Here is a 12,234-nt window from a genome sequence, read left to right on the forward strand (position 1 = left end):
GACTCGGGATCGAGGGGGAGGTAGGCGGCGCCGGCTTTGGAGACGGCGAGCATGGCGACGACGAGTTCTGGGGTGCGCTGGGCGCAGAGGGCGATGCGGGCGTCGGGGGAGAGGCCGAGGGAGAGCAGGTGATGGGCGAGCTGGTTGGCGCGGTCGTCGAGTTGGGCGTAGGTGACGGAGGTCGGGCCGCAGACGATGGCGAGGGCGTCGGGGTGCAGCTGGACCTGTTGCTGGACCAGTTGATGGATACAGGCTTGGTCGGGATAGGGCCGGTCGGTGGCGTTCCAGGTGTCGAGCAGGAGGCGGCGCTCGTCGGGGCCGAGCAGATCGATCCGGCTGATCGGCTGCTGCGGATCGGCCAGCACACGCTCGATGAAATGCAGCAGCCGGCGGCCGTGCGCCTCGACGCTGGTTTCGTCGTACAGGTTCGTGTTGCCGTCGACGTGCAGGGCGAAGCCGGGCTTGCCCGGCTGTCCCAGCACCGTCACGGCGAAGTCGTTGACGAGGCCGTTCGACAGCGAGTGCAGGGTGCCGGGATGCCCGTCGAAGCCCCATTCGTTGTCGAACGGGATGATGTTGATCCGCGGGCCGAAGGTCGGTGCGGCGGACGCGCCCTGCATCTGCCGGATGTCCTTGCCGCGAAAATGCTGATGCTTCAGGTGCTTGAAGATCTCGTTGTTGACGCGCTCGGTCAGCGTGGCCAGCGTATCGTCGGCCGTCATCGACACCTTGAGTGGCACCACGTTGGCGAACATGCCGAGCGTGGCGCGCGTGTCCTTCGCGCGGGCGGTGACCGGGAAATCGAAGACGCCGGTGCGGACGTTTGCGACCCGCAGCATGTAGGCGGCCACGATCGCGGTCAGCAGTTGAGGCCACTTGCCGATCTGCGCTTCAGCGGCCGACAGGGCTTCTGTCACTGCCGGAGGGAGGTCCACCGAGCGCCGCCGGAACAGCCCGCCGGCGTCGGGCGTGCCGCCCGCCAGTGTCGTCGCGGCGGGCAGTGCCGCGAGATAGTCGCGCCAGTAGTCGCGGTCGCCGGCGTGGCGCGCGGATTGCCGGTACGCGGTGTCGCTCTGCAGCGGCACGCCGAGCGGAGCGAAGTCGCCCGGCGGAACCGGCTGCCCCTGCATCAGCGCCGAATAGATCGCCGCGACCCGCCGTGTGGCGAGCGGGATGCTGGCGCCGTCGAGCGCGATATGGTGATAGCGCTGGTACCAGAGGGTGCGCTGCGCATCCAGCTTGAACAATCGGTGACTGAACAGCGGTCCGGCGAGCAGATCGAAGACCCCGGCGGCATCGGCGTGCATCGCATCGAGCGCGGCCTGGAACGGATCGGCGTAGCCGGACAGGTCGATGCGTTCCAGCGACAGCGGCGGCGGGCCGGAGATTTCCTGCGTCGGTCCGCCGGGCATCTCGACGAAGCGCACGTGCAGGGCTTCCGCTTCGTCCAGGAATTGCCGCAGCGCGCGTTCGAATACGGCCACCTCGACGGATCCATGAATATTCACATAACCGCAACTGTCGAACCGGGGATTGCTGGGATCGAGTTGCTGGGCAAACCACATTTCCAATTGCGGTGTAGTCAAAGCTTGTAATGCGATTTTCATGAATTCGTTCATGGCGGCAGATCTCGGAAAAATGAATGATCAAAAAATAGTCCGTTTTATAACCGGATTATTAATAGTCCTATGTATTTTCCATGGCATTGGGCAATCGGCTGGTGGACTGTCGTCATGGTGCGGCGCCGGCCCGCCGGACTACGTTGTCATGACGCATGCAAAACGAGCGGGCAGGCGCCAGCCTGCCGGTAGCCATGCCGGTGGCGAGGGGCAGACACCGCCTGACACTGCGATGACGCCGGCGTATCTAGGTCCGCTGCCGTGGCGCCAGGGTGACGGCGCCGGTCTCGCGGCATCGAGCGTCGCGCTAAGGCAGGAAACGGACCTCGCGATCGGCAAGCGTGCCGGGCATTCCATTTTTATAAAATGGATATTTCATGATTCAGATTCCTTATTAAAATAAGGGAGTTTTTACTGTTTCGTGACGTGGCTATCCTGTAATGTCGCCTCATCTTAATTTCAAGCCTGATAGGTGTCCAGTGCAAAGGGTGGTGAATTTTTATTTCATGAAATGAGTAATAAATATAATTGCAATAGAGCTCAAATATCAGCCGGTAGTTTCGTCGCCGGGAATAATCAATGGAATTGGGCTGGCATAAATGGCAGGTGCAGGCGGTGTGCCGCCGCGAGGGTCGGATGGGCGTGCCCGGGAATGCTGCCCCGCGCGAAAATCGTCGCGCGTCAACCGGAGCGGGACGAAGGCTGCTAAATTCAGCGATCGTCCCCCTACCTGAAGCGGAGCGTCATCCGATGAAGCTGATTGGCATGCTGGATTCCCCGTTCGTGCGCCGCGTCGCGATCTCGGCCAAGTTGCTGGGCCTGCCGTTCGAGCACCGGCCGTTGTCGGTGTTTCGTCACTTCGACGAATTCAAGACGCTCAATCCCGTCGTGAAGGCGCCGACCTTGATCCTCGACGACGGCACGATGCTGCTCGACTCGTCGCTGATCGTCGACTATCTCGATCAGCGCGTCGCGCCGGAGCGGCGTCTGATGCCGCAGGATGCGGCCGCACGGGTGCGCGCGTTCGCGCTGATCGGCCTGGCGCTCGCCGCCGCGGAAAAAACCGTCCAGGTGGTGTACGAACACGGTCTGCGCCCCGGCGAGAAGCAGCACCAGCCTTGGCTCGACCGTGTGCTCGGCCAGCTCGACGGCGCTTACCAGGCGCTGGAGGCGCACATCGCCGGCCGGCCGCCGGGCTGGCTGACCGGCGAGCGTATCGGGCAGGCGGACGTGACGGTCGCGGCGGTGTGGCGTTTCACCCGGTTCGTCGCGGCCGACTACCCGGATCTGGCTCCGTTCGATCAGGCCCGCTTTCCGGCGCTGGCCGGGTTCTCCGAGCGGGCGGAGGCGCTGCCGGAATTCGCGGATACGCCGCTGGATTGAGAGCGCCGCGTCGATTGTTCTGCTGGGCCGACAAGTGACTTCGCCGGCGCCCCGTTTATCCGGGGCGCCCGGCTCTCTAGAATTCACTCCATCGATTCGCCGCCATCCGATGGAGCCCGCCATGAAAGCCTTGTTCGAAGAACGTCTGTATCACCCGTCCGTCGTGTTGCCGATGGTGTCGTTGATGCAATTGATGGTGACGCTCGATTTCAATCTCGGCCAGGTCGGGCTGGTGGTCGCGGCGAAGGGGGCTCGCGCGGCGGTGGAGCGCTCGCGCTCGCTGGTGTCGGGCCTGCATTGCCCGCACGCGGCGCACTGAAACGCTGGCGGCGCCGGCGTGCGGGCGCCGGATGCGAAAAAGCCCTGGCGTCGGCCAGGGCTTTTTGTTTGCTGCGCGGTGCTCAAGCCCTCAAGCCCGAGCTGCGGACACCGCCGGGTAATCGTCGTCGCGAACCGCCGGGTCCTCTTTCAGCGCCCGCACGAGCGCGTGCGCTTCGCGGCGGGAGGCAACGGCGGGCGGGGAGCCCTTGAGCGGCTGCCGGGCGGTTTCGTGCAGCGCCAGCACGGAGATGGCGCCGATCACCGCCGCCCCCATCAGGTAATAGGCCGGCATCATCAGGTTGCCGGTCGCGTCGACGAGCCATGCGGTCACGAGCGGCGTGGTGCCGCCGAACAGCGACACCGACACGTTGAAGCCGATCGCGAGCGCGCCGTAGCGGATCTCGGTCGGAAACAGCGCGGGCAACGCCGACGGCATCACGCCGGTGAAGCACGACAGCAGCACACCGAGGATCAGCAGCCCGCCGAACACCGGCAGCGTGGCGCCCGTGCGGATCAGCAGCAGCGCCGGAATCGACAGCGCGAACAGCCCGATGCAGCCCGCTAGCATCACCGGTTTGCGCCCGACGCGGTCGGACAGGCGGCCGGCGGCGAGCGTCATCGGCATCATCAGGACCATCACGATCAGCACCAGCGCGAGGCCGTGCGCCTCGTCGAAATGCAGCGTCGACGACAGATAGCTCGGCAGGTACGACAGCGCCATGTAGTCGGCGACGTTGAAGACCAGCACGAGGCCGACGCACAGCAGCAGCGCGTGCCAGTTGCGCAGCAGCGTTTCGCGAAAGCGCACGGCGGGCACGGCCTTGTCCTGTGCTTCGCGGGCTTCGGCCTGGCGCTTGAACGCGGGCGTCTCCTCGAGCTTCAGCCGGATGTACAGCCCGATCAGGCCGAGCGGGCCGGCGATCAGGAACGGCACGCGCCAGCCCCACGACAGCAGCGCTTCGTGCGACAGCGCGGCGGTCAGCAGCGCCACCACGCCCGCGCCCATCACATAGCCGATCAGCGTGCCGAACTCGAGGAAGCTGCCCATAAAGCCGCGGCGCTTGTCGGTCGAGAACTCGGCGATGAAGGTGGCGGCGCCCCCGTATTCGCCGCCCGTCGAGAAACCCTGCACGAGGCGGGCGACGAGCAGCAGCACGGGCGCCATGATGCCGATCGAGTCGTAGCTCGGGATCAGGCCGATCGCGAAGGTGCCGACGGCCATCATGATCATCGTCATCGCGAGCACGCGCTGGCGGCCGATGCGGTCGCCGAGCGGCCCGAACACCATGCCGCCGAGCGGGCGCACGAGGAAGGCGGCGGCGAACGTGCCGAAGGTGGCGAGCAGCTGCGCGGACGGGTTGCTCGACGGGAAGAACACCTGGCCGAGCGTGACGGCGATATAGCTGTAGACGCCGAAATCGAACCATTCCATCGCATTGCCGAGCGCCATGGCGCTGACGGCGCGTTTGAGAAGGCCCTGGTCGACGACGGTGATGTCGTCGACGGCGAGCGGGGAGGAGGACGAGGCAGCTGACGGGCTGGCGTGTGTTGCGGTCAAGGTTGAAACGCTCCTGTGACTGCGGCCGAATCGCACGGTGGCGCTTGTGCGGGTTCGCCCACGGTTTGCCGGAGAGTGCGGTTTCGCGAACGAAAGCCGGAAACGGCGGATCATGCAATTAAGCATTTAATCCAGACGAAGGCCGGACTGTCGCGGGCGCTGGGCCGTCGCGAAAAGCACTCGAGAGTGAAACTGCCGCCGTGCGGGACGGACGGCAAACCGGGGCGGCGCGGCGCCGGCCACCGGCGGATGCCCTGATGGGCGTCGAAACGAAAAAAGCAGCCCGGAGGCGCGCTTTCTTGTGAGCGAAATTTCGGTCGGGGAGGCCGGGATAGACCGCCGGAAGCTCGGCAACCGAAATCGAATGACAGGGAAAGACTGTTGAACGAAGCGACATGATAGCACGATGGCAGACGATCGTGCAAATTGCCGCCCAACCCCCATGGTGGCGGGCGCTGGGCGGCATAATCACGCGTGGGGCCCGCCGCGCCGTCGCGGCTTTTTGACGGGCGCTTCGCGCGCCGCATCGACATGACTTCGTTTCTCAAGATTGCCGGATTGTTCGGCTTGACCGCACTGGCCGAAATCGTCGGCTGCTACCTGCCTTGGCTGGTGCTGAAGGGCAGCCGTCCAGTCTGGCTGCTGCTGCCCGCCGCGCTGTCGCTCGCGCTGTTCGCGTGGCTGCTGACGCTGCATCCGGCGGCGGCGGGCCGTACCTATGCCGCCTACGGCGGCGTCTACATCGCGGTGGCGCTGCTGTGGCTGCGGGTGGTGGACGGGGTGCCGCTGTCGCGCTGGGACGGGCTGGGCGCCGCGCTCGCGCTCGCCGGGATGGCGGTGATCGCGCTGCAGCCGCGCGGCTAGCGCGGCCGGCGGGTGGCGGGGGGCGCGCGAGCCCCCCCCCCCCGGGGAGGGCCCCCCCCCCCCCCGGGGAGGGCCCCCCCCCCCCCCGGGGAGGGCCCCCCCCCCCCCCGGGGAGGGCCCCCCCCCCCCCCGGGGAGGGCCCCCCCCCCCCCCGGGGAGGGCCCCCCCCCCCCCCGCCCCCCCCCGCGCCGCCCGCGCGTTACTGTCGCCACACGCACGCGCCCTTGACCGATTTGTCGAGCTCGTCGAGCTGCGACTGATGCGCGGCGAGTTCGTCGTCGCTCGCGGCGAGCACCGGCAGATCGAGCGTGCCGAACGCGATGCGGGGCGTGTCGCCGTTGCCGTCGGCCGAGCCGCCGTCGCCCAGCATGTCGATGACGAGGCTTTCCTGGCCCCGGGTCATCGCGAGATACACCTCCGCGAGCAGTTCCGAGTCGAGCAGCGCGCCGTGCAGGGTCCGGTGCGCGTTGCTGATGTCGAAGCGGTCGCATAGCGCGTCGAGCGAGTTGCGTTTGCCGGGGAACATCGATTTCGCCTGCACCAGCGTATCGATCACGCCGCCGCAATGCTCGGTGAAGGGCGGCAGGTCGAGCCGCGTGAATTCCGCGTCGAGAAAACCGAGGTCGAACGGCGCGTTGTGGATGATCAGCTCCGCGTCGCGGACGAAGTCGCGCAGCGCGTTGGCGATCTCGGCGAACTTCGGCTTGTCGCTGAGGAATTCGGTCGTGAGGCCGTGCACCGCGAGCGCGCCGGGGTCGCTGTCGCGTTCGGGATTCACGTAGAAATGCAGGTTGTTGCCGGTGAGGCGCCGGTTCAGCATTTCGACGCAGCCGATTTCGATGATGCGGTCGCCCGCGCGGGCGTTGAGGCCGGTGGTTTCGGTGTCGAGAATAATCTGGCGCATGTCGGAGAGGCGGGTTCGGGTCGGTCTTGAAAACGGGATGGTACAGGGCGGCCAGCCAGGCGCGGCCGGCTCAGGCCTGCGTCAGCGATTCGACGCCGCGGTTCGCGAGCGCGTCGGCGCGTTCGTTCTCCGGGTGGCCGGCGTGGCCCTTCACCCAGCGCCATTCGATTTCATGCTGGGCGACGAGCGCATCGAGGCGCTTCCACAGGTCGGCGTTCTTCACGGGCGTCTTCGCGGCGGTGACCCAGCCTTTCTTCTTCCAGCCGTGAATCCACTCGCTGATGCCCTTCTGCACATATTGCGAATCGGTGTGGACGATCACCTGGCACGGGCGTTTCAGCACCTCGAGCGCGGCGATCACGCCCATCAGCTCCATCCGGTTGTTGGTGGTGCCGGGCTCGCCGCCGAACAGTTCCTTTTCCTGCGTGCCGTAGCGCAGCAGCGCGCCCCAGCCGCCGGGGCCGGGATTGCCCTTGCAGGCGCCGTCGGTGTAGATGTCGATGATGTGTTGGGTCATGAGTGTTCTTGATGAGTGGTCGGGCTGGCGGCGGGCGACAGGCCGGCGGCCAGCACCGGCTTCTTGACCTTGATCGGGCCGACGAGCCGCATGCCGCGCACGCGCTTGATCGCCGTCACCATGTAGACGGCGCCGAAGATCGGCCACCAGCGGTCGCCGGCGGCTTCCATGAATGCATAGCGGGACAGCCATTTGTCGGTGGCGAGCGGCGGCCGGTAGCAGCCGAAGCGCCCGCGCTCCAGGTCGAAGCCGAGCAACTTGATCCAGTCCTTCAGCCGGATGAACGCGATCTGGTCGCGGGTAGCCGGCACGAACGGCCGGTTCGCGATCCGGCCGAACGACTGCCGCGCGCCCCACAGGCTCAGCGAATTGAAGCCCGTGATCACGAGTTGGCCCTCGGGCATCAGCACCCGTTCCGCCTCGCGCAGCAGGCGGTGCGGGTCCGACGTGAATTCGAGCGTGTGCGGCATCACGATCAGGTCGACGCTTTGCGACTCGAACGGCAGATCGAGCAGGTCGCACCAGACGGTGCTGCGTCCCGCGGGCGCATGGCCCGCGCTATGCGCTTCGCGGGCCCACGGGTAGTGGTACGGCGCGCTGGCGCCGCTCGCCGGGTCCAGCACGAGGCCGCGGCACGGCATGCGGTTCTCGCGCAGCGTGTCGAGCTGGGGCAGGCCGAGCTGCAGCGCATGGAAGCCGAACACGTCGGACACGATGCGGTCGAGCTGCGCCTGCTCCCAGTCGAGCACGTAGCGGCCGGGCGGGGAGTCGGTCCACGCAGGCCAGTCTATAATCGGACGGTCAGACATATCGGTGATTGCACGCCCCATGAACGAGCTGGAATATGTGCCGGTGCCGGCATTCGAAGACAACTATATCTGGCTCGTGTCGGACGGCATTCATGCCGTCGCGGTCGATCCGGGCGAGGCCGCCCCGGTGCGTCGATATCTCGACCGGCGGGGCTGGCGGCTGACCGCTATTTTACTCACGCACCATCATGCCGACCATGTCGGCGGTGTGGCCGATCTGCTGAACGGCCAGCCGGATGGTGCGCCGCTGCCGGTTTTCGGGCCGGCGGGCGAGGCGATCGAGCATTTGACGGCGCGCGTCGCGGGCGGCGACCGGGTCGGCGTGGCCGCCCCCGCGCTGGACTTCGAGGTGCTCGACGTGCCGGGCCACACGAGCGGCCATATCGCGTATTTCCAGGCGGCGGGCGCGACCCATCGTGCGCCGCACCTGTTCTGCGGCGACACGCTGTTCTCGTGCGGCTGCGGTCGCCTGTTCGAGGGCACCCCCGCGCAGATGCTCGCGTCGCTCGACGCGCTCGCGGCGCTGCCCGGCGCGACCCACGTGCACTGCGCGCACGAATATACCCTGTCGAACATCAAGTTCGCGCTGGCCTGCGAACCCGGCAACGCGGCGCTCGTCGCGTGGCGCGACGAAGCGCGCGCGCGCCGCGCGCGCAACGAACCCACGCTGCCGACGACGATCGAGCACGAGCGGGCGGTCAATCCGTTCCTGCGCGCGGACAGCGCGGCGATCCATGCGACGCTCGCGGCCGAACTGCACGAAACGGTGCCGGACCGATTGACGGCCTTCACGCTGATGAGGGCGTGGAAGAACCGCTTTCGTTAACCCTGTCGGGAGTAGTCCCAAGCTCATCCCGAATCTCCAGAATCGTCCCCAAATACAAGATTTATTGGGTTTTTCGGCGTTTTTATTGACGCGAACGACGCACTTCCGTACCATCGCCTGCAATTTCCAGCCGTTGGAAGCCGAGATTTTCATGCGATTTTTCCTCAGTGCGCTCGTGGTCCTGATGCTCGCGGCATGCGCGAGCCCGGGCCCCACGGCCCAAAGTCCCGTTGCCGCTTCCGATCCGCAGGCAACGTCCAATTTCCTCCGCAAGTCCGCCGCCGCCACGGAAACCGTCGATGTCGACAAGCAGTCGGTCGTTGATCTGACGACCGCCGACAGCGATCTGTGGGCGCGTATCCGCCGCGGATTCCAGATGCCCGACCTGCAGAGCGACCTCGTCGACATGCAGACGACGTGGTACACGCAGCGTCCCGATTACGTGCAGCGGATGACCGAGCGGTCGCAGAAATACCTGTATCACATCGTCGAGGAGCTCGAGGCGCGGCACATGCCGACCGAGCTTGCGCTGCTGCCGTTCATCGAGTCGGCGTACAACCCGCAGGCGTTGTCGGTCGCGAAGGCGGCGGGGATGTGGCAGTTCATTCCGGGCACCGGCCGCACCTACAACCTCAAGCAGAACATGTGGCAGGACGAGCGCCGCGACGTGCTGGCCTCCACCAGCGCCGCGCTCGACTACCTGTCTCGTCTGCACGATATGTTCGGCGACTGGTATCTCGCGCTCGCCGCGTACAACTGGGGCGAGGGCAACGTGCAGCGGGCGATCGCGCGCAATCAGGCGGCGGGCTTGCCGACCGACTATCAAAGCCTGCGGATGCCGAACGAGACGCGCAACTACGTGCCGAAACTGCAGGCGGTGAAGAACCTCATCGCGAATCCGCAGCAGTACGGATTGACGCTTCCCGATATCCCGAACCACCCGTATTTCGTCACCGTGACGACGGCGCGCGACATCGACGTGAAGGTCGCCGCGAAGCTCGCGAACCTGTCGCTCGACGAGTTCAAGTCGCTCAACCCGTCGTTCTCGAAGCCGGTGATCCTGGGCGCGACGGGGCCGCAGATCCTGCTGCCGTTCGATAACGCGGCCGCATTCGAGAAGAATCTGAAGACCTACGACGGCGCGCTGTCGTCGTGGACGACCTACACCGTGACCGAGCGCTCGCGTCCGGCCGCGATCGCCGAGAAGATCGGCGTCGACGCCGACACGCTGATGCAGGTCAACCGGATTCCCGCGGGCATGCGCCTGAAGCCGGGCTCGACCATCGTCGTGCCGCGCAACGACGACGACGACGAAGACATCAGCGCGGACGTTGCCGAAAACGGCGCGCTCGCGATGGAGCCCGACGTGCCGGACACGCGCAAGATGCTGATCCGCGTGCGCCGCAAGCAGTCGATGGAAGCGCTCGCGAGCCGCTATGGCGTGTCGGTCGGGCAACTGCGCGCGTGGAACCGCACGCATCGCGCGATCGTGATGCCGGGCCAGACGATGGTGCTGCACGTGCCGGTCGGCCGCTCGGTGCCGGCCGAGCCCGGTCCCGAGCGGATCGAGACGTCGGTGGGCGGCGGCCACATCGAAAAGGCCAGCCTGCATACGGGCGGCAAGGCGGCACGGGGCCGCAAGGCGGCACCTGCCGCGAAGAGCGCGAAGGCGCCCGCCAGGAGCGCCGCCAAGGCGGCGCCGGCCAAATCCACCTCCAACAAGCCGGCAACCAAGACCGCGAGCCACAAGGCGAAGCAGAAGTAGCGTGAATCGGTCGCACCCGGCGCGGGGGCATTCGATGCCGCGCCGGCCGATCGACTATCATCCGCACCCATCCGCCGTCGCCCAGGTGACGGCTTTTTTGTTGGTGCGCCGTTCGTTGTCCGGACGGCCGGTTGAAGGGTGGTAGGCATGTCTTCGATGCAGTTTCGCGTGTTCGCGCTGTTCGCGATCGGTTATTTCGTTTCCTACGTGTTTCGTGGCGTGAATCTCGGCTTCGCGCCGCTGATCACGCACGATCTCGGGCTGTCGGCCGCCGATCTCGGCCTGCTGACGAGCCTCTATTTCCTGGGTTTCGCCGGTGCGCAGATCCCGGCCGGCGTGCTGCTCGACCACTACGGTCCGCGCCGCGTCAGCGCCGCGATGCTGCTGTTCGCGGCGGCGGGCGTCTGGGTGTTCGGCGCCGCGCACAGCCTCGGCGTGATGATGTTCGGACGCCTGCTGATCGGCATCGGCGTATCGGTTTGTCTCGGCGCGGCGTTCAAGGCGCTCGCGCAGCATTTCCCGGTCGCGCGGCTGCCGCTGATGAACGGCCTCGTGATGGCGGTGGGTGGCCTGGGCGGCGTGGCGGTGGGCTCGCCGCTCACCTGGCTGCTCGGCTTCGCCGGCTGGCGCGCGGTGTGCGTCGGGCTCGGCGTGATGACGGTGGCCGTCGCGGCGGCGCTGTGGCTCGTCGCGCCGGAAGTCAGGAATACCCACCATCAGGCGAGCGTCGCCAGCCAGTTCAAGGGAACCTGGCACATTCTGAAAAGCCGCGCGTTCTGGAAGATCGCGTCGTTCTCGGTCGTCACGCAGGGCGTGTTCTACGCGATGCAGTCGCTATGGGTCGGCCAGTATCTGCGCGACGTGATGGGGTTCGATGCACACGGCGCGGCGGCGCTCGTGTCGGTGCTCGGCCTCGCGATGATGGCGGGCTGCGTGGGGTTCGGCGCGGCGGCGCGCAGCCTCGAGCGGCGCGGCGTCTCGGTGTACGCGTTCTGCGGGATCGGCATGGCGCTGTTCGTCGCGACCCAGCTCGCGATCATGCTGCGCGCACCGCTGCCCGCCGCGCTGCTGTGGGCGGCCTACGGCATCTTCGGCGGGGTCGGCATCCTCAGCTACGCGGTGCTGGCCGAGCATTTCCCCGCGCATCTGATCGGCCGCGCGAATACCACGCTGACCCTCGTGATCTTCGTGCTCATCTTCGCGTTCCAGGTGGGCGTGGGGGCCGTGCTGTCGCAGTGGCCGGTCGTGGCGGGGCGCTATCCGGCCGCCGCGCACCTGACCGCGTGGAGCGCGCTGGTCGCGCTGCAGCTCGCGAGCGCGGTCTGGTATGTGCTGCCCGGCCGGGCGCTCGCGAAGCCCGCCCAGCCGGCCCGTTGAGACGGGCTCGCTTGCGGCCGGGCGGCCGCAAGCGCCGCGAAAAGCTGCGGCAAGTGTGCTAATCGATTGAAGGCGGGGTCGGTTTCAAGCTATAATTTGAAGGTTTGTGCTAATCAACCTCGCACCCTAGCGCCTACCTCCACCATCCCGTTCATCCGCCGCACGCCGCTTCCGCCGGCGAGTCGCGAAACCGCCCGCGCCGCGCGCCGGTTTCGCGCTTCGACCCGCCAGCCGCGTCCAGCGAGCGTCCCCGCGCGCCGTTTCGGCGCGCCCGAACGCGCGGCAGGACAG

At 67.1% G+C, this 12,234-nt stretch carries 12 protein-coding genes; 7 read left to right on the top strand and 5 right to left on the bottom strand.

The features are described 5' to 3' along the window. The coding region (locus tag RZR99_RS16150; RefSeq protein ID WP_323120782.1) for a condensation domain-containing protein at positions 1–1,619 on the bottom strand (1,619 nt) is incomplete at its 3' end. Between RZR99_RS16150 and RZR99_RS16155 the strand changes: the two genes are divergently transcribed. The 3 genes from RZR99_RS16155 to RZR99_RS16165 all read left to right on the top strand — a co-directional run bounded on the left by RZR99_RS16155 (position 1,606) and on the right by RZR99_RS16165 (position 3,321). After that, entirely contained in the window at positions 1,606–2,022 is a 417-nt protein-coding gene (locus RZR99_RS16155; RefSeq protein ID WP_323120783.1) for a hypothetical protein, read from the top strand. The two genes, RZR99_RS16150 and RZR99_RS16155, sit on opposite strands and share 14 nt — an antisense overlap. A 347-nt stretch (positions 2,023–2,369) precedes the next feature. Continuing rightward, positions 2,370–3,002, top strand: coding sequence for a glutathione S-transferase family protein (locus RZR99_RS16160; protein ID WP_323120784.1), 633 nt, complete (start codon positions 2,370–2,372; stop codon positions 3,000–3,002). A gap of 121 nt (positions 3,003–3,123) precedes the next feature. After that, positions 3,124–3,321, top strand: coding sequence for a hypothetical protein (locus RZR99_RS16165; protein WP_323120785.1), 198 nt, complete (start codon positions 3,124–3,126; stop codon positions 3,319–3,321). Positions 3,322–3,411: 90 nt separating this feature from the next. Here RZR99_RS16165 and proP read toward each other — a convergent pair whose 3' ends face one another. Beyond that, positions 3,412–4,881, bottom strand: coding sequence for a glycine betaine/L-proline transporter ProP (gene proP / locus RZR99_RS16170; protein WP_323120786.1), 1,470 nt, complete (start codon positions 4,879–4,881; stop codon positions 3,412–3,414). A 531-nt stretch (positions 4,882–5,412) separates the two neighbouring features. Here proP and RZR99_RS16175 point away from each other — a divergent pair. Then, a complete protein-coding gene (locus RZR99_RS16175; RefSeq protein ID WP_323120787.1) occupies positions 5,413–5,745 on the top strand; it encodes a YnfA family protein in 333 nt (110 codons plus the stop codon). A 199-nt stretch (positions 5,746–5,944) separates the two neighbouring features. On the opposite strand, the gene dnaQ is transcribed toward RZR99_RS16175, so the two are convergent. The 3 genes from dnaQ to RZR99_RS16190 form a co-directional block, all read right to left on the bottom strand. Beyond that, positions 5,945–6,649: a DNA polymerase III subunit epsilon gene (dnaQ, locus tag RZR99_RS16180; RefSeq protein ID WP_323120788.1), complete on the bottom strand. Its 705-nt coding sequence runs from the start codon at positions 6,647–6,649 to the stop codon at positions 5,945–5,947. A 70-nt stretch (positions 6,650–6,719) separates the two neighbouring features. Continuing rightward, entirely contained in the window at positions 6,720–7,166 is a 447-nt protein-coding gene (gene rnhA / locus RZR99_RS16185) for a ribonuclease HI (RefSeq protein WP_323120789.1), read from the bottom strand. Then, positions 7,163–7,975 carry a class I SAM-dependent methyltransferase gene (locus RZR99_RS16190; RefSeq protein ID WP_323120790.1) on the bottom strand — a complete coding sequence of 271 codons (813 nt, stop codon included), beginning with the start codon at positions 7,973–7,975 and terminating at the stop codon, positions 7,163–7,165. Before RZR99_RS16190 ends, rnhA begins: the two co-directional genes overlap by 4 nt. A 19-nt stretch (positions 7,976–7,994) precedes the next feature. Between RZR99_RS16190 and gloB the strand changes: the two genes are divergently transcribed. The 3 genes from gloB to RZR99_RS16205 all read left to right on the top strand — a co-directional run bounded on the left by gloB (position 7,995) and on the right by RZR99_RS16205 (position 11,943). After that, a complete protein-coding gene (gloB, locus tag RZR99_RS16195) occupies positions 7,995–8,801 on the top strand; it encodes a hydroxyacylglutathione hydrolase (protein ID WP_323120791.1) in 807 nt (268 codons plus the stop codon). A 151-nt stretch (positions 8,802–8,952) separates the two neighbouring features. Next, complete coding sequence (locus RZR99_RS16200; protein WP_323120792.1) at positions 8,953–10,566, top strand: transglycosylase SLT domain-containing protein; 1,614 nt, start codon at positions 8,953–8,955, stop codon at positions 10,564–10,566. A gap of 156 nt (positions 10,567–10,722) precedes the next feature. Continuing rightward, on the top strand, positions 10,723–11,943 hold the full coding sequence (locus tag RZR99_RS16205) for an MFS transporter (RefSeq protein ID WP_323120936.1): 1,221 nt from the start codon (positions 10,723–10,725) through the stop codon (positions 11,941–11,943). The last annotated feature ends 291 nt before the right edge of the window (positions 11,944–12,234 follow it).

The sequence above is a fragment of the Burkholderia alba genome, from assembly GCF_034721475.1.
Classification (GTDB): domain Bacteria; phylum Pseudomonadota; class Gammaproteobacteria; order Burkholderiales; family Burkholderiaceae; genus Burkholderia; species Burkholderia alba.